This window comes from Taklimakanibacter albus (genome assembly GCF_016595235.1).
Classification (GTDB): Bacteria; Pseudomonadota; Alphaproteobacteria; order Rhizobiales; family Aestuariivirgaceae; genus Taklimakanibacter; species Taklimakanibacter albus.
In genome coordinates, this window is the sequence record NZ_JAENHL010000006.1 from 523678 (window position 1) to 549014 (window position 25337).

Consider the following 25337-nt stretch of genomic DNA (forward strand, 5'->3'; position numbering starts at 1 on the left):
TGTTGGCCCACGGGCGGACGCGCAAGAATCCACCCACCGGCTTCAGTTCACCCGTGTTTGACGACGCAGTACTCCCTATCCGCGAAACAACGCCTCGCGGATCAAGCAGCATTATTTTGGGTTTTTTTAACTTGTGAGAGCCGGCTTTTGCCCCGGTTCTCCGTACCCCTCAGCCTCAAGACTCAATCTATTACATCGTCATGAGAACGTCAACAGTTAGTGTGTAACCAAAATCTTAACACAACATCTTGTGTCCACAGGTTGACGGCGGTCTGCGGACAAGCGAGAGTGCGCCACGATTCGGGAGACCCCGGCAAGGAAACCTTGCGCTTGACTGGGAAAAGGCCCGAAAAGCCCCGATTCTCAAGGGACGTTACGCTGCGGTGCCTGCCACATGCGCGGGGCGGGTAACGGCGGCAAAGAGGCAAGAAGGCGCTGACCGGCCCATGTCCATGAGCGCCAGTCCTGCTGTTTGAGCGCAAGCTCGTCATGGAGCGTCTGGCGATACTGCATGGCGGCGACGGCCTGTGGCGCATCGCGCATCCGGGAAATGAACCAATCGAAGGCCGGCAAAGCCGCGGGGCCCAGGCTGGCGAGATAGGGCATGTCGAGCGTCTGACCGCGACCGCCGACATCGCCCGCATGGCGGACATTGTAGCTCGCGATGAAGCCCGAAAGATCGGCAAAGGCCATGGCATAAAGCACGCCGACCGCCGCCAGCGCATTGCCATTGATGAGCCAGCGCCCGGACTTGCCCATAAGAATGCGGGCCACGATGAGAACGAAGCCGAAGGCGACGAGCCCCATCCAGATCAGCGCCGATAGCCTGAGGAACGTCAGTGAATAGTCTTCGATGTAATTGAGCGTGCGCAGTATCGCCGAGGCGACGAGAAAGACGTTCTGCGCCAGCCAGAGATAGATGAGCGCACGGATGCGGACGTCATGCTCGCTGGGCGCTCCCCGGCGCAGCGCCACTAGGACGAAAGCGCCGGCGAGCAGCGCCGTCAGGATGAGCGGATAGGCGCCGCGATGGGCATATTGCGCGTGTGTCAAACCATTGGGCAGCGTCTCGCCGGCCCACAGATAGGTGAGATCGAGCCCGTTCTGAAGCGCGAAGATGGCATTGCACAGGATGAGGGCGATGAGCACGCTCTGGACCGAGAACAGCCGGACGATGCGCCCGTCGACCTTCTCGGCTTCATAGTCGGCGCCCTTCGGCAGATAGATGGCGCTGGCACGCAGGAGGCTCCACACGATCATGCCGGTGAAGGCCCAGAGTATCAGGCGGTCTATGGTCAGGACCGCGAACAGGCTGCCGCCGTCGAAGGATGTTGCGAAATCCTCGAGGATCGGATTGGCCCAGATGAAGAGCAGGCCGAAGAGAAGAACCGCCGTTACAGGCAGGATCAGAGGCGCGAGCTTGATGGCTTGCGCCCGATGACGTCTGCTGGCGAGCCGCAGAAGCCCCAGATCGCGGAAGGGGGACAGCGACATGGTGAGCGTGAAGATGCCGAGCTTGAGGGCGAGATCGCGGGCATCGGCCGGGCTTCTGAAGGTCGGGCGCAGCACGAGGAGGGCGAGCGCCGACCAGAGCAGGATCGCGGCCAGGGGACCGGGATCGTTGAACAAGGCGAAGCACAGACCAAGGGCGGCGATGCCCAGCGCATAGTCGAACGATCCGGGGCGCGGCACGCGCATCAGCCAGACGATGGCGAGAAGGCTCGCGGCGAAGAGGCCGAGCGTCGAACCGGCGATGAAGCCCTGGGGCCTGAGAAACAACGCGTCGGCGAGGAGCACCAGCACCAGAGCGGCGACCGCCTTGGTCCAGAATCGCGAGGTGAAGTGATGGAGAAAAGCACGTCCAACCGGCGCCAGGCCGTTGAAGCTCGTCATCTGACCGTCCCTCTTGTTTTATGACTGCATCAGGGGACGGCTTCGCGGATATTGCGAGACGCGCCGGCGGCAATCCGGCGGTGGAATTGCGGAATGATTGGGGCAGCGATCAGTGAAGGCCGGAACGGGGCCCGGTGCTGTTATCCACCCGCCGCACGAAGCAGAGTGCCACGAGACCGACCACCGTGATCAGCGCCAGGAGCATCCAGGCATCGTTGATCGCCATCACCAGCGACTGTTTCTCGAGATCGGGCAGGAGATCCATGAGCCGCATCGAATCGAGCCCGCCCTCGACATCGGCCGGCGTCAGGCCGAAGAGCTCGAGCGTCGCCGGGTCACCCGCCTTGAGCTTCTCGGTCAGCATGTCCGCGTGCTCGGGGCCGCGTGTGAACATCACCGTGTCGATCAGCGATATGCCGATGGCGCCGCCCAGATTGCGCATCATGTTGAAGAGGCTGCTGCCGTCGCCGATCTCACTCGGCGCCAGCTGCGACAAAGCGATGTGGGTGGGCGCCAGGAGGCACAGCATGACCGACGCGCCGCGGATGACCTGCGGCCAGAACATCTCATAATAGTCGGTGTCGGTGGTCTCGTTCATGCTCAAGGCGAGACCGAGCGCGAAGACAAGGAAGCCGGCCACGGTCAGGAGGCGCGCATCGACACGTTTTTCGAGCTGCACCGCGATCGGCGCCATGAGGAGTTGGGCGGCGCCCGTCACCAGCATGATCTCGCCGATGCGCAACGGGCCGTGGCCGCGCACGAAGGAAAGGAAGACCGGCATCAGATAGACCATGCCGAAGAGCGCGGCGCCGAGCGCGAAGCTCAGGACGCAGCCGGCGGCGAAATTACGCCGGCGCAACAGCGAGATGTCGACGATGCGATTGTCATGGGTGAGCGTACGCCGGATGAAGAAGACGGCGAGAATGACGGTCGCGGCGAGAAGGCCGAGCACCGTACCGGACAGCCAGCCATCGTCGGGCGCATGTTTGAGCGCGATCTCGAAAGCGGCGAGCCCGAGAGCGAGGCAGGCGAGCGACAGCCAGTCGAGCCGCTTGAAATGCGAGATGTCGCGGGTTTCGGGCGCGAAGCTCCTTGCGGCGACAAAAAGAGCGATGATCCCCGGCACGACATTGATGAGGAACAGCCAGTGCCAGGATGTCGTTTCGGTGATCCAGCCGCCGACCACGGGACCGAGCGTCGGCGCCAGCACCGCCACCATGCCGGCGATGGTGGTGGCGAGCGCCTCGCTCGATTTCGGAAACAGCAGGAAGACCGCGGCGAAGACGAGCGGGATAAGAACGCCGCCGGCAAAGCCTTGGATAACCCTGGCGGCGATGAGGGACGTGAAATCGAAGCTGAAGGCGCAGGCGATCGAGGCGAGCGTGAAGACGCTGAGCGCGATGATGAAGGTTCGCTTCAGGCCGAGCGCGCGGATGAACAGGCCGGTGAGCGGAATAGCGATGATCTCGGCGATCAGATAGGCCGTCTGGATCCAGCTCATCCGGTCGGCGCCGATCGCCAGCGCTTTCTCGATGACGGCGAGCGAGGTGACCACGACCTGGATGTCGAGGATCGCCATGAACATGCCGAGGCACATGGCGGCGAATCCGGCCCAGGTGGCGGCACCGGCATGTGGTCGATCGGGAGAAACGTCGGTCATCGGGTGATCACAATGAGGTGAGAGGACGTCTTGAATAGCAGAGAGGCGGCTTTCATTCGAGCTTGGCGCTCACGCGTGATTCGGCGTAGTCTCCGATCATGCGATTTTTGTTCATATTGTTGCAGCTTTTTAAGTCATTCAGCGGCCTGGAACCCGCTATCCTCGGCGCAACCCGCGCAATCGTGAAGAGGCGCTGCCTTGTTCTTGACATGAGGTTCTTGGTAAGTCCGGCGCATGTCCCGCCTGTCGCATGCGCCGCATCGTAATATCCCTGTGACCTTCCCGACTTAACGAGCCGCTGGCCGCATGGAGTATATTCAGCCTTATCTCGATTTCTTCACCCAGAATCCCGGCTGGGCGATCGCCATTGTCTTTTTGATCGCCTTCGGCGAGGCCTTGCTCATCATCGGCCTGTTCGTGCCCTCGACCGCGGTGCTGGTCGGCGCCGGCATGCTGGTCGGCACCGGGCATCTTGAATTCTGGCCGGTTTTCGCGGCAACCGCTATCGGCGCCATATTGGGCGATCAATTATCCTATTGGGCGGGCCGCCTGTTCGGTGAGCGGCTCAAGACGCTGTGGCCGCTCAACCGCTATCCGGTCCTGGTGGCGCGCGGCGAGGACTTCGTGCGCAAGCATGGCGGCAAGTCGATCGCCATCGGTCGCTTCGTGCCGGGAGTCAAGGCGGTGGTGCCCGGCATTGTCGGCATGTTCGGCATGGGGCAGGTCTATTTCGCGGTCATCAATGTCTCGTCGGGCCTGTTCTGGGCCTTGGCGCATGTGGCGCCGGGCATGCTGTTCGGCCAGGTGCTGGCCATGGCGGGCGAGCTCAGCGAAAGGTTGCTGATCGTCCTTCTGGTGCTGCTCGTGCTGCTGGCGGTCGCCGGCTGGCTCATCCGGCTCTTCATCGGCGGCCTCGGGCCGATCATCGAACGCGGCCAAGACCGTTTCGCCGCCTGGGCGGAGCGGCAGCCGGGCCGCTTCTGGCCCCGCATCGGCGCCGTGATCTCGCCGGCGCATCCGGGATCGCTGTCGATCATTCTGTTCGCCGCTCTGGCGGTGACGGCGCTCATCGCCTTCCTCCACATCATGAGCAGCGTCTTCGGCCAGTCGGCGCTGATCAATACCGATCTCTCGATCCACAACATGATGCAGAGCCTGCGCAATGCGCCGGCCGACGAAATCATGACCATGGTGACCATGCTGGGCGACGGCGCCGTCATGGGGACCGTCGGCATCGCCATCGTACTCTGGCTGGTCTGGCGACGCGAATGGCGCATCGCCGGGGCGGCCTTCGTCACCATACTGGCGGCGCGACTTTTCGTGCCCTTGATGAAATTGTGGCTGCAGCGGCCGCGCCCGGTGGAATTGACCGGCCTGCCGGAGATCTTCAGCTTTCCCTCCGGCCACACGACCTTCGCCACCGTGACGCTCGGCGTCTTCGCGGTGCTGGTCACACATGGCTTGCGCAGCTGGGGCAAGGCGGTGGTATTCGCCGCCGTCGGCATCGTCGTCATCGCCATCGCCTATTCGCGCATCTATCTCGGTGCCCATTGGATGTCGGACGTCCTCGGCGGCTTCCTCTTCGGCGCCGCGATGATCGCCGCTTTCGGTATCGCCATCGAGGCGGTGCCCTCGCGCCGCCTCCAGCCCATCGGCCTGAGCATCGCCGTCCTTCTCGCTTTCCTCGCCGCCGGCACGATCCATATCAATCGTGACTACACCGCCAATGCCGAGATGTATTCGCCGCGCGAGGCGATCGTTCTCTATGATCAGGAGCAGTGGGAGACCGGCGCCTGGGCCGGCCTGTCGCGCCGGCGTATCGATCTCGCCGGGCGCAACGAGGAAAAATTCGCCGCGCAATGGGCGGGCGATCTCTCACCGCTGAGCGAGGCGCTCGCCAAGGATGGCTGGACCGAGCAGGGCAAGTGGTCCTGGACGCTCGGCCTCGCTTATCTCGACCCCAACCGCAGCCTCGCCGATCTGGCGCCGCGCCCGGCACTGCATCGCGGCCGCGCCGCCGAATTCACCTGGACCAAGCCGGTTGCCGGCGACGCCAATCAGCGCCTGGTGCTGCGCGCCTGGAAGACCGATGTGATGATCGGCAAAGGCGACAAGACATATCCGATCTATGTCGCGAGCCTGATGCGTGAGCGCCTGCGCCACGACCTCAATCTCTATGCGGTCCCTTCGGCGGTGGTACCGCAGCCGGCCGAGCTCGAGTCCTTCGCGTCCTTGTTGCGGTCGATACCGGGGGTGCGGATCGTCGCCGTCCGCGGATTGGAGGCCAAGGACGGCCTGACGCTGGTGGATGCCATGCAATGACCCAGGCTGGACAAACCTCGCCATTTCAGCCATTCAGGACCCGAAAGGTGACGACGTGATGGACTTCCTGAAGCAGATATTCTCCTGGTGGAACGGGCAGACCCTTGGTTTGCGCTTCTATACGTGGCGTAAGGGCGAATTCGTCGGCGAGGACCAGTTCGGCAACCGCTACTATCGGGCGCCCTCGGCGCTGCCGCGGTCGATCGCCGAACGCCGTTGGGTCGTCTATAACGGTTATGCCGAAGCCTCGGCGATCCCGCCCGGCTGGCATGGCTGGATGCATCATCGCGACGCCAATCCGCCGACCAAGAATGGCTACCAGCCGCGCGAATGGGAAAAGCCGCACCATCCGAATCTCACCGGCACCGCGCAGGCTTATCGCCCGCCCGGCAGCATCGTCGGCAGCGTTGCGCCCAAGCCGGCAAAGCCCGATTACGAAGCCTGGCGGCCGGAATAAGCGGGCCTTTCCGGCTCGCTGCTGCCACAATTTGCGGGTTGTCTCGAATCCCTAAAGACCGCTACATGGCCGGGTCGCAAGGGACCGTATTATGAAGAACACCACTGTTGAAACCGCCATTGGCGCTCTGGTCATCCTGATCGCCGCCGGCTTCTTCGTCTTCGCCTATTCGACGTCGGGGGCGGGCACCGCTTCGGGCGGCTACCGGCTCAAAGCCGAGTTCGACAATGTCGCCGGCGTCAATACCGGCACCGATGTGCGCCTCGCCGGCATCAAGATCGGCACGGTGGTCAGCCAGACGCTGAATCCCGACAATTACCAGGCGGTCATCACCATGACGATCGACCCCAAGGTGAAGCTCACCGACGACACGACGGCCAAGATCACGTCGGAAGGTCTGCTCGGCTCGAATTTCGTGGCGCTCGATCCGGGTGGGTCGGAGACCGTCCTGGCCGATGGCGGCGAGATCACCAACACGCAAGGCGCCGTCGACATCTGGTCGCTGATCTCCAAGGCCATGTTCGAGGGCAAGGGTGGCGGCGACAAGCCGGCCGAAAGCACACAAGCGCCGGCGCCTACGCCGGAAACGCAGCCGCAATGACGGCTGACGCTCCGCGCCGGCAGAGTTGGTCGGCCTCCACCTATGACACGCATGCGCGCTTCGTCTCCGACCTCGCCGGCGGCGTTCTCGATTGGCTGGCGGCCCGGAAAGGCGAACGGATCCTCGATTTGGGTTGCGGCGATGGCGTCCTGACGGCGGAACTCGCCGCTTTGGGCGCCGATGTCGTCGGTGTCGATGCGAGCGAGAGCTTCGTCGCCACGTGCAGATCGCGCGGCCTCGATGTCCGGGTCATGGACGGCGAGGCGCTGACCTTCGAAAACGAATTCGACGCCGTCTTCTCCAATGCCGCGCTGCATTGGATGACGCGGCCCGAACGTGTCGTCGCCGGTGTGCGGCGCGCGCTGAAGCCGGGTGGCCGTTTCGTCGCCGAGTTCGGCGGCCATGGCAATGTCGCGGGAATCGTGACGGCGCTCGAGGCTGTGGCGCGGCGCCACAATGTCGACGCGGCGCTGGCGCATCCCTGGTTCTTCCCCACCACCGAAGCCTATCAGGCGATGCTGGAAAAGGACGGTTTCGAAGTGAAGCGCATCGCGCTCATTCCCAGGCCCACGCGGCTCAAGACCGGCATGGCCGCCTGGCTCAGCATTTTCCGCCAGCCTTTCTTCGATCAGTTCGGCGCCCGGTCCCAGGAGGTGGTGCGCGAGGCGGAGGATCTCCTGCGCTTTGCTTTGTGCGACGAGGCCGGGAACTGGACGGCGGATTACGTGCGTTTGCGTGTCGAGGCCAAGAAATTATGAAGCGTGTCGTGCCGGTCCTAGCTCTGCTTGTTTTGGCCGCGCCGGCCAATGCCGAGCGCATCTCCAATCCGATCGCCGTCTTTGCCGGCCTCGACAAGATCACCGGCCTCACCACCACATTCGAAGCCAAGATCGGCGAGGAAAAGCGTTTCGGCGGGCTCTATGTCAAAGCCGATGCCTGCTATACGCGCGACATCACCGAAGAGCCGAAGACGACGTCCTTCGTGGAAGTCGAGGAGATCGAGCCCGACGATAGCCGCAAGAAGATTTTCTCCGGCTGGATGTTCGCCGAAAGCCCGGGCTTGAGCGCGGTGGAGCATCCGATCTATGACGTATGGCTGACCGGCTGCCGCGATCCCAATGCGCCGCCGCCGGTCATCGAACAGACACCCGATACGCAGCCTTTGGACAGCGGCCAGGAAGGCGAGCCCGAAGACTGATCAGGGGGATATAGGGGGAAGATCATCTTGAAGGCGTTTCATCTCGTCGAAGCCTCGATTGCCGAGCTTCGTGAGGCGCTCGAGCAGGGCAAAGTCACCAGCGTCGAGCTTGTCGGTGCCTGTCTCCGCCGCATCGCTTTCTATGATCGTCATGGCCTCAAGCTGAATGCCGTTCCAGTGCTCGACCCGTCGATGTTCGAGGCTGCCGCGGCTTCCGACAAGAGGCGGCGCGAGGGCAGGCTGCTCGGTCCGCTCGATGGCATTCCCTACACCACCAAGGACAGCTATCGCACCAAGGGGCTCACCGTTGCCTCGGGCTCGCCGGCCTTCGAGCGGCTCGTGGCGCAGGATGACGCCTTCACCATCGAGCGCCTGCGCGCCGCCGGCGCCGTCCTCATCGGCCGGACCAACATGCCGCCGATGGCTAATGGCGGCATGCAGCGCGGCGTCTATGGCCGCGCCGAGAGCCCTTACAATGGCGATTATCTGACTGCCGCTTTCGCCTCGGGCTCCTCCAACGGCTCGGGCACCGCCACGGCGGCGAGCTTCGCCGTCTTCGGGCTCGGCGAGGAGACCTGGTCGTCGGGCAGGGCACCCGCCTCCAATAATGCGCTCGTCGCCTATACGCCCTCGCGCGGCGTGATCTCGGTACGCGGCAACTGGCCCTTGGTGCCGACGATGGACGTGGTCGTGCCGCATACGCGCAGCGTCGCCGATCTCTTCGAGCTGCTCGACGTGATCGTCGCCGATGACCACACCGCGCGCGGTGATTTCTGGCGCGTCCAGCCCTGGGTGAAGATCAAGCCGAGCTCGGCGCTGCGCCCCGAGAGCTACAAGGAGCTTCTCGTCGCCGGTGCGCTCAAGGGCATGCGGCTTGGTGTGCCGCGTATGTACATAGGGCGCGACACCGAAGCGCGCGAGCCGATCGAGACCAGAGCCTCGGTGATCGCGCTGTGGGAGCAGGCGGCCCGCAGGCTGGAGGCGCTCGGCGCCGAGGTGGTCGAGGTCGATTTCCCGGTGGTCTCGAATTACGAGCGCGACCGGCCGGGCGCCCGATCGATGGTCGACCGGGGGCTGGTGCCGGAGAGCTATGAGACGCATGAAATGGGCCTCCTTTGCGCCTGGGCCTTCGATGATTTCCTGCGCGCCAATGGCGATCCGGCCTTGCCGGATCTCGCCTCCGTCGAAGCCGACAAGATTTTTCCGCAACCACCTGGCGCGCTTCCCGATCGCTATGGCAGCGATTCGAGCTTGCGGAACATGGTCGATCTGGCGCGGGAAGGTTTGCGTCCGCTCGCCGAGATTCCGGATATCGAAGCCGGCCTCAAGGGGCTCGAAGCCACGCGGAGCGTCGATTTCGAGGAGTGGATGGATCGCCTCGGTCTCGACGCCGTGGTGCTTCCCGCCGTCGCCGATGTCGGCCTCGCCGATGCCGATGTGAACGAGGCCTCGGCGAAGCTCGCCTGGCGCAATGGCACCTGGGTCGCCAATGGCAATGTCATCTGGCGCCATCTCGGCATTCCGACCGTGACGGTGCCGATGGGCAATATGGCCGATATCGGCATGCCGGTCGGCCTTACCATCGCCGGCAAGGCCTATGACGATACACGTCTCCTGCGCTTCGCCGCCGAATTCGACCATACCGCGCGGTTGCGTGCCGCCCCGCCGCGGACACCGGAATTGCCGGAAGACATTTTCGCGACGCCACGGCCGATCGGATCATCTTCATCGGCTGAGTTGAAGGTGACCGTCGCCGCCGAGACGCGATCACTCAACGCTGAGTTCGATGAGGTACTGGCGCGCGTTGAGCTGACATCCGATGGTCCCATCGATTTGGCGGGCGCCATGATGATGATTCACGTTAATGGCGCGCCGGCCGAGATCACAGCCGATGGTTTCGTGTGGACGGTGAGACGGAAGGTGCCGGCCACGGAGCACAAAGCGATTCATAGTATCTGGCGTGCGCCTTACGGCTCGATCGTCACCGCCGTGATCCGGCTCGCCGATGGCCGCAGCGCCGGCGCTTACGCGGTCACCGGCGGTATCTGATCAGTCTTTGCCGGCCAGCCGCAGCACGAGCTCGGGATCGCGGTCGCCCTGGAACTTGAAGAACTCGGCATCCTGCTCGATCGCCTTCTCGAGCAGTACATGATAGTCGGCGCGGTTGATGGCGCGGGCGCCCAGGCTTTCGAGATGTGGCGTGGTGAACTGGGCGTCGAGCAGGGTGAAGCCGCCGGCCTTGAGCCTGGCCACCAGATGGACAAGCGCCACCTTGCTGGCGTCGGTCTCGCGCGAAAACATGCTTTCGCCGAAGAAGGCGCCGCCGATGCGCACCCCGTAGAGACCACCGACCAGCTGGTTGCGCCGCCAGCATTCGACCGAATGACAACAGCCCATCTTGTAGAGCTGCCCGTAAAGCGACTTGATGCGCTGATTGATCCAGGTCGTCTTGCGGTCCGGCATCTTCTCGGCACAGGCCGCCATCACGTGGGTGAAGGCGGTGTCGACCCTGACGTCGAAGCGACGCTGGCGGATGCGCTTGCGCAGCGAATGCGAGATATGCAGCCCGTCGAGCGGGAATATGCCGCGCTCTTCCGGTTCGACCCAGTAGAGCGCATTGTCCTCGGCACTTTCCGCCATCGGAAAAATCCCGGCGGCATAAGCCTTGAGCAGGATTTGCGGCGTGATCGAGGACATCGGCGTCAGGGATTTTTGGCCAGGTACTTCTCGAGCCAGTGGATGTCGTAGTGGCCGTCGATGATGTCGGGTTCGCTGACGAGACGCTGGAACAGCGGGATGGTCGTCTCGACGCCTTCGATGACATACTCGCTCAACACACGGCGCAGGCGCATCAGGCATTCGGTGCGCGACTTGCCGAATACGATGAGCTTGCCGATGAGGCTGTCGTAATAAGGCGGGATGCGATAGCCGGCATAAAGGGCCGAATCGATGCGCACGCCGAGACCGCCCGGCACATGCACATTCTCGACGCGCCCCGGTGAAGGGGCGAAGGTCGTCGGGTTTTCCGCATTGATGCGGCACTCGATGGCGTGACCTGAGAAGGTGATGTCGTCCTGCTCATATTTGAGCGAGGCGCCCGCGGCGATGCGGATCTGCTCCTGCACGAGATCGAGACCGGTTAGCATTTCGGTCACCGGATGCTCGACCTGGAGGCGGGTGTTCATCTCGATGAAATAGAACTCGCCGTTCTCGTAGAGGAACTCGACCGTGCCGACGCCTTCATAGCTGAGCTTCTGCATGGCTTTGGCCACGCGTCCGCCGATCTGCTCGCGCTGCGCCGCGTTGAGGGCGGGGGAATGGGCTTCCTCCCACACTTTCTGGTGGCGCCGCTGCAGCGAGCAGTCGCGCTCGCCCAGATGCACCGCGCGGCCCTGGCCGTCGCCAAGCACCTGGATTTCGATATGGCGCGGTTTCTCGAGATATTTTTCGAGATAGACATCGCCATTGCCAAAGGCGGCCTTGGCTTCGGTCTGCGCCGTCTGGATGGCGTTTTCGAGCTCAGCCTCGCTGCGCGCCACTTTCATGCCGCGCCCGCCGCCGCCCGCCGTCGCCTTGATCAGCACCGGATAGCCGATGTCCTTAGCGACGCGCCTTGCCTCACTGATTTCGCTGACGCCACCTTCCGAGCCCGGCACCACCGGAATGCCAAGCTCCTTGGCGGTGCGCTTGGCCTCGATCTTGTCGCCCATGGTGCGGATATGGGCCGAGGAGGGGCCGATGAACTTGATCTTGTGCTCTTCGAGGATCTCGGCAAAGCGGGCATTCTCGGAGAGGAAACCATAGCCCGGATGCACGGCCTCGGCGCCGGTGATCTCGCAGGCTGCCACGATGGCGGGAATATTCAGATAGCTGTCGCGCGCCGGCGGCGGGCCGATGCACACGCTTTCGTCGGCGAGCCGGACATGCATCGCCTCTTCGTCGGCCGTCGAATGCACGGCGACAGTGTGGATGCCGAGCTCGCGGCAGGCGCGCATCACGCGAAGGGCGATCTCGCCGCGGTTGGCAATGAGGACTTTGTCGAACATCGCGCTACTCGATCAGCACGAGAGCTTCGCCATATTCGACAGGGCTGCCGTTCTGGACGTAGATCTGCGTGATCTTGCCGGCGCGGGGCGCCGGGATCTGGTTCATCGTCTTCATGGCCTCGATGATGAGAAGCGTCTGGCCGGCTTTCACTTCAGTGCCGATCTCGACGAAATTGGGAGAGCCGGGCTGCGCTGCCCGGTAGATGGTGCCGACCATGGGCGATTTGACCGCATCGACCGGAATGGCGGGCGTGGCGGCGTGGGCCGCCGTCGGTGCTGCAGCTGGCGCGGCCGGCGCCATATGGGCCGGGGCGGGGGCCGCCGCATAGACGGTGTTGCCGCCGCGCGAGACCCTGACGCGCACGCCGCGCTGCTCCAGCTCGATCTCGGTGAGACCGGTCGTGTTGAGCAGGTCGGCGAGGTCGCGGATCAACCCGAGCTCGCTCGACTGAGCGGGGGCCTGGGCCTTCGGCTTGGCGGGTGGTGGATTCTTCTTCGAGGGCATGGTCTGTCTTACCCCTTCTTGACCGTCAGGATTCTGTGAATTGCGTCGAGCGCGAGCTCATAACCATGGCCGCCGAATCCGCATAGGACACCGTTGGCGACCGAGGAGACGTAGCTGTGATGCCGGAACGGCTCGCGCTTGTAAATATTGGTGAGGTGGACTTCGATCAAGGGCAACTCGGCGATGCGTAGCGCATCATGGATGGCGACCGAGGTATGCGTATAGGCGCCGGCATTGAGGACCAGGCCGCTCGCGGCACTGCGCGCCTCCTGAATCCAGGTGACGATTTCCCCTTCCAGATTGCTCTGCCGAAAGGAGATATCGAGGCCCAGCGCCTTGGCTTTGGTCCGGCAGCGTTCCTCGAGCCCGGCCAAGGTCTCGTGGCCGTAAACGTCGGGTTCGCGCAGCCCAAGCATGTTCAGGTTGGGCCCGTTTATGACAAAAACAGGTTTCATGAGAGCGCTTATAGGCGGTCAGACGTGCTTCGGGAAGGCTGGACGCCGGCCATCCTCAGCAAAGCTTGCACCCGCCATTATCGCGGATCTGCTTGACCACCGCGGCAAGGGCCTCATAGCCGACCGCGCCCGGAATCACGGTTTCGTCGATGATAAAGGCGGGAGTGCCCTGAATCTTCAGGGAATCGGCCAGTTGCATATTGCGGGTGATGACCTGGTTGACCTCGTCCGCCTCCATGTCGGCCTTCAGCTTCTTCACATCGAGGCCGCTCGCCTCGGCGATCTGGTCGGCCACCGCTTCGTCGATGCGGCCCTCATGCGCCATCATCGCCATGTGATATTCCCAATACTTGCCCTGCTTGCGCGAGGCGAGCGCGGCGCGCGCCGCATAGACCGAGCCCGGGCCCAGAATGGGGAATTCCTTCATCACCAGCTTGAGGTCCTTGTCGGCGTCGATCATTTTCATGACATCGGGGAACGCCCGTTTGCAGTAGCCGCAATTGTAGTCGAAGAATTCGACCATGGTGACCTTGCCCTTGGGATTGCCGCCGACCAGGTCGTCCTTGCTGCGGAAAATGTCCGCCGCCATGGTCTTGAGAATGTCGGTCCGCGCCGAATCCTCGGCTTCCTGCTGCTTGCGCTCGAGCTCCTGCATGGCGTCGCGCACCACTTCCGGATTGTCCAGCAGATACTGCCGGATGATGTCGCCGAGCTCTTTCTTCTGGGCGTCGTTGAACTCCGCCGCCTGAGCGGGGAGAACGAAAAGGGCGATCAAAGCGATCAGGAGGGCGCGGATGGGCTTAAGCATGGAGAATCCTTAACGGGAAAGGCAGGCGCGGGACAATGCGCCCAATCAGGGAGCGGGTCTACTAGTCGCTCCGGTTCACGAAGTTCAAAATGTCGTTAGCGCGCAGCCAGTCGGGCGAGCCACGCTTGAGCGACGCCATGGCGATCTTGGCTTTCTCGGTAGCGAGCTCCTTGTCGCCCCGGTAATAGGCGAATTCGGCGGTGGCGAGATCGGCGCGCGGTATGTCGCCCATAATCCCATAGGCCATGGCCATGAACTGGTAGAGGCTCGGCGTGTCGTCCTCGGTCTTGCGGGCCAGCCTGAGCTCGCTCAGGGCGGCCTGGGCATTGGCCTTGTTTTCAGTGCCGAGCAGCGCCTGGGCCAGCATGATGCGGATGAGCCCGTTATTGGGCAGCATCTTCACCGTCTGGCGCAACGGAGCGATGGCCTGGGCCGGCTGGCCGCCTTCGAGCAGCGCCTGGCCTTTGAGCTCATGGAAATAGGGATCGCTCGGCAAATCGCGGATCAGCGTGTCGATCACTTTAATGGCATTACGCGTATCGCCTGAGCGGAACATCGCGATGGCGCGGGCATAGCGGGCGGGCATGCTCGTGTCGGAAGTCGGATAGCGCTGGAAGACGACCTGGGTCGGATTGAGGAAGCCGACCAGTTTCGCCTGCATCAGCTTGTGGCGGAGCATGATCTCCGGCTTGTCCGCCGTATCGAAATATTTGCTGCCCTTGGCCGCGATCTCGAGATTGCGGATACGGTCGAGCGGCATCGGATGCGACAGGACATAGGGGTCGACATTCTGCAGCGACGCCATCGACTGGTTGGCGAGTTTCTGGAACAGGGTCAGCATGCCTTTGCCCGACTGCCCCGTCGCGGTCAGATATTTCATCGCCGCCTGATCGGCGGAGGCCTCCATGGCGCGCGCATAGCTCAAGACCATGCGCTGGGCGAGGCCCTGCGAGCCCATCATGATGCCGCCGCCGGCGCGTGCCACCTGGCCGTCACCCGCCACCGCGCCTCCGGCGACCGCGGCCGCGCCGAGCAGCATGCCGATGATGGTGGCGGTGCTCTTGCGGTCGATCTCGATCTGCATGCGGGCGAGATGGCCGCCGGCGATATGGCCGGTCTCATGGGCAAGAACCCCGATCACTTCATTGGGGGTCTTGGCCTGGGTGAGAAGGCCGGTGTGGATGAAGATGCGTTGGCCACCGGCCACGAAGGCGTTAATGCGCGGATCGTTGATGAGATAGACATGCACTGATCCGGGATTGAGGCCCGCCGCCTGGAAGATCGGCTTGGTGTAGAGCCGCATCAGGCTCTCGATCTCGGCGTCGCGGATGAGGGAGGGACCCTTGCGCTTGCTCTGCGCGAAAGCGGGCGGCACCAGAGCCGCGACCGCGACACTCATCGCACACAGGACAGCAATGATGCGGCGCGCAGCCATCGCTCCTCCGGTTGGCGCTAACACAAGCGCGTGATCAGGAAAAGTGGATACCGGTTTTCCGTCCGATCACGCGCTAAACTTAAGATTCCGATCACGTTTATCAGTTCAGGTCGACCCGACCTGAACTGATCGTGGTCTAGTCTTCTCGGAAGCAAATGAGGCGAGTTTGAGGCTCGCCCCATTGTTCCAAGCGCCTATCCCCGCTTGCTCCACCAGCCGGCCTTGGCCTGAGCCGGACGTTCGGCGGCGACGGTCGGTGCCGGCGGCTGCCATTTCGGCGGCTGATAGGCCTCGACGGGGGCGGGGGGCGGTGCCGGCTCGGCCTTTGGCTTCTCGATCGGCTTCGGCGCGGGCGCCGATTCCTCGAAGCGGACCTCGTGGCGCTCTTCGCGGTGGCGTTCTTCACGATGACGCTCTTCACGCGGCTCGGCGGCGGCTTCCTGGCCGCCCGGCGCGTGATCGGCGGAAGCTTCGCCATGGCCATTGCGGTCACCGCGATTACGGTTGCGCCGTCCGCGGCCCCATCTGTCACGCCGTCCGCGCCGATCGCCGCGAGCCTCGCGGTCGCCACCTTCGGTGCGTTCCTCGCGCGGTTCACGCGCTTCGTTGTCGATGGTTTCGGGGGCTTCGGGCTCGGCGTCCTCGTCATCGGCGTCGAAGGCCGCCTGCGGCTCGAGGCCCGGCTGGTCGCCCAGTCCCGGAACGTCGTCGCGCTCGCCACCATTGCCGTTGAGGCCGTGCTCGCGCTCCTGGCCACGGCGTCCACCACGGCGGCCACGCCGCCTGCGGCGCCGGCGCGAATTGTCGCCGTTGCCTTGCTCGCCATTGCCTTGCTCGCCATGCTCGGCGCGCTCGGATTGGGCGTCGCTCTCTCTTTCTTCTTCTTCCTCGGCCTCGGGCACGTCTTCGGCTTCGGGCTCTTCGTCCCGATCCTGGAAGGCCGTGTCGATCTTGACCGGCGCCGCGGTCTTGCGCTGCGGCACCGCGCGCTCACCGGCACGCTCGATCAGGACCTGCGAGCCCTTCACGTCGTCGCTCGGCACGATGAAGATCGAGATGCTGTAGGTGGCTTCGAGATCGAGAAGATGATTGCGCTTCTCGTTCAGCACATAGGCCGCCACGTCGCGGTGGCATTTGACGGTGAGGTTCTCGGACTTGCGGCCGATGAGATGCTCTTCGATGGCGCGCATGACGGACAGCGCGCAGGACGACACCGAACGCACGATGCCGCGGCCCTCGCAATGCGGGCAGACACGGGTCGAGCCTTCGAGCAGGCTGGGCCTCAGGCGCTGGCGCGACATTTCGAGCAGGCCGAAATGGCTGATGCGGCCGACCTGGATGCGAGCGCGGTCGTTCTTCAGCGCCTCTTTAAGGCGGCGCTCGACGGAACGGTTGTTGCGCTTCTCCTCCATGTCGATGAAGTCGATGACCACCAGGCCGGCGAGGTCGCGCAGGCGCAGTTGCCGGGCGATTTCGTCGGACGCCTCGAGATTAGTCTTGAGCGCGGTGTCCTCGATATTGTGCTCGCGCGTCGCCTTGCCGGAGTTGATGTCGATCGACACCAGCGCCTCGGTCTGGTTGACGACCATGTAGCCGCCGGACGGCAGTGTCACGTTCTGCGAGAACAGGCTGTCGAGCTGTGTCTCGACCTGGAAGCGCGAGAACAGCGGCCGGTTGTCCTTGTAGAGCTTCACGTTGCGCGCATGACTCGGCATGAGCATCTTCATGAAGTCTTTGGCCTCGCGATAGGCCTCGTCGCCCTCGACCTGAACGTCGTCGACATCTTTGCTGTAGAGGTCGCGGATCGAGCGCTTGATCAGGCTGCCTTCCTCATAGACGAGGGCAGGCGCGGTGGAGGAGAGCGTCAGGTCGCGGACATTCTCCCACAGGCGCATCAGATAATCGAAATCGCGCTTGATCTCGGTCTTGGTGCGCTGGGCGCCGGCGGTACGCACGATGAGCCCCATGCCGGCCGGCACTTCGATATCGCGGGTGACTTCCTTCAGCCGGCGGCGGTCGGTCGAATCGGTGATCTTGCGCGAGATGCCGCCACCGCGCGCGGTGTTGGGCATCAGCACGCAATAGCGGCCGGCGAGCGAGAGATAGGTGGTGAGCGCGGCACCCTTGTTGCCGCGTTCTTCCTTCACGACCTGGACCAGGATCACCTGACGGCGCTTGATGACTTCCTGGATCTTGTAGACGCGCCGCTGCGAACGGCGGCGGCGCTGCGGCACTTCCTCGAGCGCGTCCTCGGCGCCGACGGAGTCGACTTTCTGCGCCTCGGCGTCTTCTTCGACGCTTTCGATGCCATCGCCGATTTCAGCCGGAAGTCCGTGCTCGACCTGCGGAGCGGCGATCGGCTCGGCCTCGAGGGTTTCGGGGGCGGCCGCAGCGGCGGCCATAGCCTCGTCCGAATGGTCGTCGTCATGGCGTTCGGCCGACGCGTCGGCGCCTGCGCCTTCGCTGGACGAGGATTCGGCATGATCGTCATGCGAATCCGTGTGGCGCGGATGGAAGTCGTCGTCGTGATGACGGGCGTCTTCCTCTTCCTCGCGCAGCAGCGCCTGCCGGTCGGCGACCGGGATCTGATAATAGTCGGGATGGATTTCCGAGAAGGCAAGGAAACCGTGGCGATTGCCACCGTAGTCCACGAAAGCGGCCTGCAGCGACGGCTCGACGCGCGTCACCTTGGCCAGATAGATGTTGCCTTTCAGTTGTTTGCGTGCGGCGCTCTCGAAATCGAACTCTTCGATGCGATTGCCACGAACCACCACCACGCGGGTTTCTTCCGCATGAGTGGCGTCGATGAGCATTTTGCTGCCCATATGTCATTATCCTTTGCACAGGCCGGGGGCAGGGCGGCTTCGGTCTCGGTTCCGGGTAGGAGACGGTATGAAGGCCTTGGCGCCGGCGCGCGCTTAAGAGGCATGATCGGCGCTAAGCGCAACCGCGCGCTGCCCGGAGCGGCTGTCAAAGACGGCCCTTCAGGAAAAAATGTCAGCGCAGGATGATTCATGCCTGTTGTTTATCCACATGTCCCGGCCGTGCCGGAACGGTTCAACGCATCTGCCCGTCGTCATCTGGGTGCCACCCCAAAAGGGCAGTGGGTCCGCCGTATTGCGGGCCCGTACTGGAACGCATCCGAAGGGGCTATCGTTTAAGATCCCGGAGCCCGTCCGTAGCGGAATTCGACGCTCCGGCGGCTTCGCTTTGGACCTGGAAGGTCCCGCTCTGCCGGCGCGGAGGGTTAGTGCCTGTTTAGGCAGACGGCGGCAGTTTGGCAAGCATAGGTGTGTGCCCTTGCGGCAATTATTGCTTGGCTTTGGAAACTTTGGGTTAACCACCACCCCTATAGGCTCCCGGCAGGTGATTTGGGCAGCAGGAGCTATGTCGGGTTTTCCGCGCGGGAAATGGGGGTTAGGCGTTTTTCTTGCGGCGATCCTTCTGGTCGCCGGCGGGACGCTTGCGCTGGCGCCTGCCCATGCGGAGGAGGTGACGGCGATTGCCGCCCGGGTTGCTGGCGATGACGGCAAGACCCGTTTCGTCGCCGACCTCACGCGGCCGGTGAGCTACAGCGTCTATGTCCTGCCCAATCCCTACCGCGTCATGATCGATCTGCCGGGGGTCGCCTTCGACCTCGGCCCCGGAAGCAGTGGCTCGGGGCTCGGCCTCGTCAGTGCCTATCGCTTCGGCCCATTGGGCAAGGATCGCTCGCGAATCGTCATCGACACGACAGGCCCGGTGCTCATTGCCAAGTCCTTCCTGGTGAAGCCGGAAGACGGCCAGCCGGCCAGGCTCGTCGTCGATCTCGTCAAGACCGATGAGAAGACCTTCCGCATGGCGCATGAGGCCGATACCGCGGCGCGCCCTCAAGTCCCCGCCGAGCCGGAAGCCGATGACACCGTGCAGACCGCGACCGCCATGCCTTTGCCGGTGCCCAAGCCCGGCACTGAAGCGCCGCCCACGGCGGCGGAACGGCCGGCACCCGCAAAACGCGCCGACGGCAAGCGCGTGATCGTCATCGATCCGGGCCATGGCGGCATCGATCCGGGTGCCATCGGCATTCGCCGCACCAAGGAAAAAGACGTCGTTCTCGCCTTCAGCCGGGCGCTGAAGGACAAGCTTGGGGCAAACAAGAATTACGAAGTGATCCTGACACGCGACGACGACACCTTCCTGTCGCTGAAGCAGCGAGTGAAGGTCGCCCGCCAGAATCAGGCCGATCTGTTTATCGCTGTCCACGCCGATACCGTGCGCGGCGCCTCGGTGCGCGGCGCCACCCTCTATACCGTTTCCGAAAAGGCTTCCGACGCCGAGGCCGAAGCCCTGGCGCAGAAGGAAAATCGCGCCGACATCATCGGTGGCATGGACCTTGGCACCGAGAATGAGGAGGTCACCGACATCCTGATCGAGCTGGCCCAGCGCGAAACCAAGAATCATTCGATCTTTTTTGCCAAGAAGGCGGCGACGCAGCTGCAGCTCGTCACCCATATGACCGGCAAACCCACCCGCTCAGCCGGCTTCGTGGTGCTGAAAGCGCCCGACGTGCCCTCGGTCCTGCTCGAGCTCGGCTATCTGTCGAACAAGGCGGACGAGGCGCTGCTGGTATCGCCCAAATGGCAGGCGCAGGTGACGGAAGCCATGGCGAAGGCGATCGACACCTATTTCGCCACCGAGATCGCCGCCCGCCAGTAGGCCGGTCCGCACAAGGTAAACGCCGCCAGCCCGCCACATTTCGCTCCTAAATCCAGGGCCAATTGGTAATTGGGCAGACGGCGGGAAGCGTGCTAAGCGCTGATTCATCACAGTATTTCGGATGTTGAATTTGCCTCAGGGGCATGATGCTTAGATTTTTGGGTTGGCTCTTCACGGTTGGGTTCATCGCGTTTCTCGGCGTCGCGGGCGGCGTCGGTTATGTGATCTGGGACATGTCGAAGGGCCTGCCGGATTACAAGCAGCTCGCTTTGTATGAGCCGCCGGTGATGACACGCGTGCACGCGGCCGACGGCACGCTGGTCGCCGAATATGCCGAGCAGCGCCGTCTCTTCGTGCCCATCAACGACATTCCGAAGAAGCTGATCCAAGCCTTCCTGTCGGCCGAGGACAAAACTTTCTACGAACACCAGGGCCTCGATTGGCCGGGCCTCGCCGCGGCGGGGCTGCGCTATATCCAGGTGAAAGCTACCGGCAAGGGCCAGATCGTCGGCGCCTCCACCATCACCCAGCAGGTGACGAAGAACTTCCTTCTCACCAATGAGCGTTCCGTGGAGCGCAAGATCAAGGAAGCTATCCTCGCGCACCGCATCGAGCAGGCCTTCAACAAGGACCAGATCCTCGAGCTTTATCTCAACGAGATCTTCCTCGGCCTCAACTCCTATGGTGTCGCCGCCGCCTCGCTGAACTATTTCGGCAAATCGCTGAACGAGCTGTCGCTCGAAGAGATCGCCTATCTCGCCGCACTCCCCAAGGGCCCCAACAACTATCATCCCTTCCGCCAGACCAAGCGCGCCATCGAGCGGCGCAACTGGGTGCTCGGCGAAATGTTCAATAACGGCTACATCACCGCCGCCGAGCGCGACGCGGCACAGGGAAAGCCGCTCGAAGTCAATCCGCGCCCCTTCGGCGCACAGCTTTTCGCGGCCGAATCCTTCGCCGAGGAGGCGCGCCGCGAGCTCGTCCAGATCTATGGCGAGGACAAGCTCATGAAGGGCGGCCTGTCGGTGCGCACCACGCTCGATCCGAAGCTGCAGATCTTTGCGCGCCAGGCCGTGGCCCGCGGCCTCATCACCTTCGACCGCAAGCGCGGCTTCCGCGGTCCGGTCAAGAACGTGGCACTTGACGGCGACTGGGGCGAAACCATCGGCAAGATGAAGGTGCCGTCCGACCTCGAGCCCTGGCGGCTCGCCATCGTTCTCGAAGTCGACGATGCCGGCGCCAAGATCGGCCTGCAGCCCAAGACGCTGATTTCAGGCAAGATCGACAAGGCCCGCGACACCGCCAGCGTGCCGCTCGCTTTGCTGAGCTGGGCGCGCAAATATGTCGACGGCTCGAAGCTCGGGCCTGAGGTCAAGAAAGCCGGCGACGTCCTGGCGGCCGGCGATATCGTCTATGTCGCGCCCGACAAGAATCCGGGCCAGTTCCATCTCGTGCAACTGCCCGACGTCGAAGGCGCGCTCGTCGCCATGGACCCGCATACCGGCCGCGTGCTGGCGCTGGTCGGCGGCTTTTCCTATGGCAAGAGCCAGTTCAACCGCGCCGTCCAGGCGCTGCGCCAGCCGGGCTCCGCCTTCAAGCCCTTCGTCTATGCAGCCGCCCTCGACAATGGCTACACGCCGTCCTCGGTGATCCTTGACGCTCCGATCGAATTCAAGATGTCGAATGGCGAAATCTGGAAGCCGAAGAACTATCAGGACAAGTTTTACGGGCCTTCGACGCTGCGGCGCGGCGTGGAGCAGTCGCGCAACGTGATGACGGTGCGCCTCGCCAATGATCTCGGTATGAGCCGCATCGGCGAACTCGCTCAACGCGTCGGCATCTATGACAAGGTGCCGAACCAGCTCTCCTACGCGCTGGGGGCGGGCGAAACCACGCTGCTCAAGATGACGACCGCCTACAGCATCATCGCCAATGGCGGCAAGAAGATCGAGCCAACGCTCATCGACCGGGTGCAGGACCGCTACGGCAAGACCATTTATCGTCACGACAAGCGTGAATGCGCGCAGTGCGGCAACCAGACCTGGCAGGAACAGGCCGAGCCCGAATTGTTCGATGTCCGCCCGGAAGTGATGAACCCCTATACCGCCTATCAGATCACCTCGATGATGGAGGGCGTGGTCGAGCGCGGCACCGGCAAGAAGCTCAAGCTGGTCGGCAAGCCTGTGGCGGGCAAGACCGGCACCTCGAATGACGAGCGCGATGCCTGGTTCATGGGCTTCACGCCCGATCTGACCGTCGGCGTCTATATCGGCTATGACAATCCGAAGCCCATGGGCAAGGGGCGCACCGGCGGCGAGCTCGCCGCCCCCGTGGTGGCCGACTTCATGCGCATGGCCTTGCGTGACAAGGCGGCGACCCCGTTCCGGGTGCCGAAGGGCATCGAGCTCATTCCGATCAACGTGAAGAGCGGCCAGCGCGACCTCTTCGGCGATCCGGGTGTCATCCTCGAGGCTTTCAAGCCGGGCGAGGAACCGCCGTCCAAGACCACCATCATCGGCGACCAGGTGGCGACCTCGGGCGTTCCGCTCGACGGCACCAGCGCCCAGCCGCCCGAGAGCGACGCGGTGATCGAAGGTGGGTTGACGACCGGCACCGGCGGCCTCTATTGAGCCCGATCAACTAATCAACTTTTCGAAGCAAAATCATGCGCGCCGAAATCATCAATCTCGTCGACGAGATGAAGCAGTCCATAGGGCTGCTGAGGAGGCATCTTTGACTGGGATAACGCCCAGAAGAAGCTCGCCGAACTGAACGCTAGGTCCGAGGATCCGGCGCTCTGGAACGATCCCCAGGTGGCGCAGGATGTCATGCGCAAGCGCCAGGATCTCGAAAGCCGCATCAATCTGGTGCGTCGTCTCGAGCAGACGATCGAGGACAATACCGGCCTGATCGAGCTCGGCGAGGCCGAGGGCGACCAGGCGATCGTCAAAGAGGCCGAGAAGGCGCTGACCGGCCTCAAGGACGAGGTCGCCAAATACGAGATCGAGACCTTGTTGTCGGGTGAGGCCGACCAGAATGAGGCCTTCCTGCAGGTGAATGCCGGCGCCGGCGGCACCGAGAGCCAGGACTGGGCCAGCATGCTTCTGCGCATGTATGTGCGCTGGGGCGAGCAGCACGACTACAAGGTCGATATCCTCGACGAGCATTCGGGCGAAGAGGCGGGCATCAAATCCGCCACCATCCAGGTCAAGGGCCACAATGCCTATGGCTGGCTCAAGACGGAATCGGGCGTGCACCGGCTGGTGCGCATTTCGCCTTATGATTCCAATGCGCGGCGCCACACCTCCTTCGCCTCGATCTGGGTCTATCCGGTCCTCGACGACTCGATCGATATCCAGGTCAATGAAAGCGAGTGCCGCATCGATACCTACCGCGCCTCGGGCGCCGGCGGCCAGCACGTCAACACCACCGATTCGGCGGTGCGTATCACCCATATCCCGACCGGCATCGTCGTCGCCTGCCAGAGCGAGCGCTCGCAGCACAAGAACCGCGCCACCGCGTGGAAGATGCTGAAAGCGCGCCTCTACGAGCTCGAGCTGCAGAAGCAGCAGGAGAAGATCGACGCCGCCAATGCCAAAAAGACCGATATCGGCTGGGGTCACCAGATCCGTTCCTACGTGCTGCAGCCCTACCAGCTGGTGAAGGATCTGCGCACCGGCAAGACTAGCACCAACCCGACGGCGGTGCTCGGCGGCGACCTCGACGAGTTCATGGCCGCTTCACTCGCCCAGCGCGTGCATGGCGGCGGCCCGTCGCAGGTGGACGATATCGACTGATCCGGGCTTGAGATCGGGCGCCGGGATGCGATAGCCTCACCTGTCTCAATCTGGCGCGTGATCTTTTCGGAAAACCGGCGTCCACTTTTCCGGATCACGCGCACCTAGAGCGCTTTCCGCCAAAGTTGCTCGACTTTGGCGATAAGGAAGCGCTCCAGCTTAAATGTTTTTCGAGCCCTTTTTCCCGTTTTGATCGAATCGGAACAATTCGATCAAAACGGGAAGGGCTCTAGGCAGGTGTCATGCTCAATCTCGATCCGCGTTATTATATCGATCCGGCCATCTATGACCGCGAGCGCTCCGAGCTCTTCGCCAGGACCTGGCAGCTGCTCGGACCGGTTTCGCAGGTCGCCCAGCGCGGCGAATACTGCGCCGTCGAGATCGCCGGCCACAAGGTCTTCGCGATCAGGGGCAGGGACGGCAAACTGCGCGGCTTTCGCAATCTTTGCCGCCACCGGGGCGCCCGCCTTCTCGAAGAGGGCAATGGCCGCTGCCCGACCATCCGCTGTCCCTATCACCAATGGGTCTGGGCCGATGACGGCCGGCTGATGAACGTGCCGTGGTTCGGCGAGGCCCCGGACTTCAAGCTCGAGGACTGGCGGCTCGCCGAGATTCCGGTCGCCGAATGGCGCGGCCTTTTGTTCATCGCCATCGCGCCGTCGATGACGCTCGAGCAGCAGCTCGGCGATCTGATGAACGAGATCGCCGATGAGCCGATCGAAGGCTACACGCCGATGCGCACCGAGCGCATGGTCTTCGACGCCAACTGGAAGATCTACACCGACAATTTCGTCGAGGGTTATCACATACCGGGCATCCACCCGCAGTTCTTCGCGGCTATCGATTTCGAGCAGTTCAAGACCACCGCCCATGACGGCCTGATCCGCATGACGGCGCCGCCGCGCGACGGCCTGTTCTATCGCGGCAAATGGCTGTGGATGTGGCCGAACTGGACCTTGTCCTTGTTCGACGGCGGCATGAACACGTCGCGGATCAATCCGCTGGGGCCGAACCAGACCGAGCTCATCTACAATTTCTATTTCGCCGACACGTCCGAGACCAAGGCCAAGGAGCGTGACGACCTCGTGGCCCGCAATCTCGACATCGTGCGCGAGGATTTCGAGATCTGCCTCGAGACCCACAAAAACTATGCCTCGGGCGCCTATACGCCGGGTCCGTTGTCACCGCGTCACGAGGCCGGGGTCGCCTATTTCCAGGACCGCATCCGCAACAGCCTCGGACTGACGCCCGCCTGACGGAAGCCCTCAGAAAGGGAACCTTGATTTATCGAGAGAATCCTCGAAACTGCGCTCTTGTGGGGCGACAATAGGCAAGGGGTGGCTGTCAGTAAGGCGGCTGCCATTGTTTGGCCGTCATTGATGGGCTTATCTCGCTCATATTTACAAGTGTTTCCGGTACTTTGCGGGCCCCTTGAGTCGGAAGCTTTGCTGGGACGGACGGTAGG

The 25337-nt window shown here is 63.3% G+C and carries 19 protein-coding genes; 10 read left to right on the top strand and 9 right to left on the bottom strand.

Features of this window, described 5'->3' with window-relative positions; all coding sequences use genetic code 11:
* Positions 1-363 precede the first annotated feature (363 nt).
* Together JHL16_RS07110 and JHL16_RS07115 are read right to left on the bottom strand one after the other, a co-directional pair.
* On the bottom strand, positions 364-1893 hold the full coding sequence (locus tag JHL16_RS07110; protein ID WP_200184183.1) for a DUF4153 domain-containing protein: 1530 nt from the start codon (positions 1891-1893) through the stop codon (positions 364-366).
* A 109-nt stretch (positions 1894-2002) separates the two neighbouring features.
* A complete protein-coding gene (locus tag JHL16_RS07115; RefSeq protein WP_200184184.1) occupies positions 2003-3553 on the bottom strand; it encodes a DHA2 family efflux MFS transporter permease subunit in 1551 nt (516 codons plus the stop codon).
* Positions 3554-3859: 306 nt separating this feature from the next.
* Here JHL16_RS07115 and JHL16_RS07120 point away from each other — a divergent pair, with 306 nt between their 5' ends.
* From JHL16_RS07120 to JHL16_RS07145, 6 genes are all read left to right on the top strand, one after another.
* Positions 3860-5875 (top strand): bifunctional DedA family/phosphatase PAP2 family protein, encoded by a 2016-nt coding sequence (locus tag JHL16_RS07120; RefSeq protein WP_200184185.1) that lies wholly within the window; start codon positions 3860-3862, stop codon positions 5873-5875.
* A gap of 58 nt (positions 5876-5933) precedes the next feature.
* Positions 5934-6332, top strand: a complete 399-nt coding sequence (locus tag JHL16_RS07125; protein ID WP_246770824.1) for an NADH:ubiquinone oxidoreductase subunit NDUFA12 — start codon at positions 5934-5936, stop codon at positions 6330-6332.
* Positions 6333-6423: 91 nt separating this feature from the next.
* The gene (gene mlaD / locus JHL16_RS07130) at positions 6424-6933 is read left to right on the top strand and encodes an outer membrane lipid asymmetry maintenance protein MlaD (RefSeq protein WP_200184187.1); all 510 of its coding nucleotides are present in this window, start codon (positions 6424-6426) and stop codon (positions 6931-6933) included.
* Positions 6930-7691: a class I SAM-dependent methyltransferase gene (locus tag JHL16_RS07135; RefSeq protein WP_200184188.1), complete on the top strand. Its 762-nt coding sequence runs from the start codon at positions 6930-6932 to the stop codon at positions 7689-7691. Before mlaD ends, JHL16_RS07135 begins: the two co-directional genes overlap by 4 nt.
* Positions 7688-8131, top strand: a complete 444-nt coding sequence (locus JHL16_RS07140; protein ID WP_200184189.1) for a DUF2155 domain-containing protein — start codon at positions 7688-7690, stop codon at positions 8129-8131. Before JHL16_RS07135 ends, JHL16_RS07140 begins: the two co-directional genes overlap by 4 nt.
* Before the next feature lie 27 nt (positions 8132-8158).
* A complete protein-coding gene (locus tag JHL16_RS07145) occupies positions 8159-10180 on the top strand; it encodes an amidase (RefSeq protein ID WP_210345962.1) in 2022 nt (673 codons plus the stop codon).
* Here the strand turns inward: JHL16_RS07145 and aat are convergent, their stop codons facing one another.
* The 7 genes from aat to JHL16_RS07180 form a co-directional block, all read right to left on the bottom strand.
* Entirely contained in the window at positions 10181-10828 is a 648-nt protein-coding gene (gene aat, locus JHL16_RS07150) for a leucyl/phenylalanyl-tRNA--protein transferase (protein ID WP_200184190.1), read from the bottom strand.
* A gap of 5 nt (positions 10829-10833) precedes the next feature.
* Positions 10834-12177, bottom strand: coding sequence for an acetyl-CoA carboxylase biotin carboxylase subunit (gene accC, locus JHL16_RS07155; protein ID WP_200184191.1), 1344 nt, complete (start codon positions 12175-12177; stop codon positions 10834-10836).
* Between the two features lie 4 nt (positions 12178-12181).
* Positions 12182-12682, bottom strand: coding sequence for an acetyl-CoA carboxylase biotin carboxyl carrier protein (gene accB / locus JHL16_RS07160; RefSeq protein ID WP_200184192.1), 501 nt, complete (start codon positions 12680-12682; stop codon positions 12182-12184).
* Between the two features lie 8 nt (positions 12683-12690).
* Positions 12691-13137, bottom strand: coding sequence for a type II 3-dehydroquinate dehydratase (gene aroQ / locus JHL16_RS07165; RefSeq protein WP_200184193.1), 447 nt, complete (start codon positions 13135-13137; stop codon positions 12691-12693).
* 55 nt (positions 13138-13192) lie between these two features.
* Positions 13193-13945 carry a DsbA family protein gene (locus tag JHL16_RS07170; RefSeq protein WP_200184194.1) on the bottom strand — a complete coding sequence of 251 codons (753 nt, stop codon included), beginning with the start codon at positions 13943-13945 and terminating at the stop codon, positions 13193-13195.
* 61 nt (positions 13946-14006) lie between these two features.
* Entirely contained in the window at positions 14007-15380 is a 1374-nt protein-coding gene (locus tag JHL16_RS07175; protein WP_200184195.1) for a M48 family metalloprotease, read from the bottom strand.
* Positions 15381-15574: 194 nt separating this feature from the next.
* A complete protein-coding gene (locus JHL16_RS07180) occupies positions 15575-18205 on the bottom strand; it encodes an Rne/Rng family ribonuclease (RefSeq protein ID WP_200184196.1) in 2631 nt (876 codons plus the stop codon).
* Between the two features lie 562 nt (positions 18206-18767).
* Between JHL16_RS07180 and JHL16_RS07185 the strand changes: the two genes are divergently transcribed.
* From JHL16_RS07185 to JHL16_RS07200, 4 genes are all read left to right on the top strand, one after another.
* On the top strand, positions 18768-20075 hold the full coding sequence (locus JHL16_RS07185) for an N-acetylmuramoyl-L-alanine amidase (protein ID WP_246770825.1): 1308 nt from the start codon (positions 18768-18770) through the stop codon (positions 20073-20075).
* Between the two features lie 146 nt (positions 20076-20221).
* Complete coding sequence (locus tag JHL16_RS07190) at positions 20222-22705, top strand: penicillin-binding protein 1A (protein ID WP_420884528.1); 2484 nt, start codon at positions 20222-20224, stop codon at positions 22703-22705.
* 35 nt (positions 22706-22740) lie between these two features.
* A protein-coding gene (prfB, locus tag JHL16_RS07195) for a peptide chain release factor 2 (protein ID WP_200184198.1) occupies positions 22741-23872 on the top strand; the annotation gives its coding sequence in 2 pieces (ribosomal slippage) (positions 22741-22809 and positions 22811-23872; 1131 coding nt in all).
* 242 nt (positions 23873-24114) lie between these two features.
* Complete coding sequence (locus JHL16_RS07200) at positions 24115-25128, top strand: aromatic ring-hydroxylating oxygenase subunit alpha (RefSeq protein ID WP_200184199.1); 1014 nt, start codon at positions 24115-24117, stop codon at positions 25126-25128.
* The last annotated feature ends 209 nt before the right edge of the window (positions 25129-25337 follow it).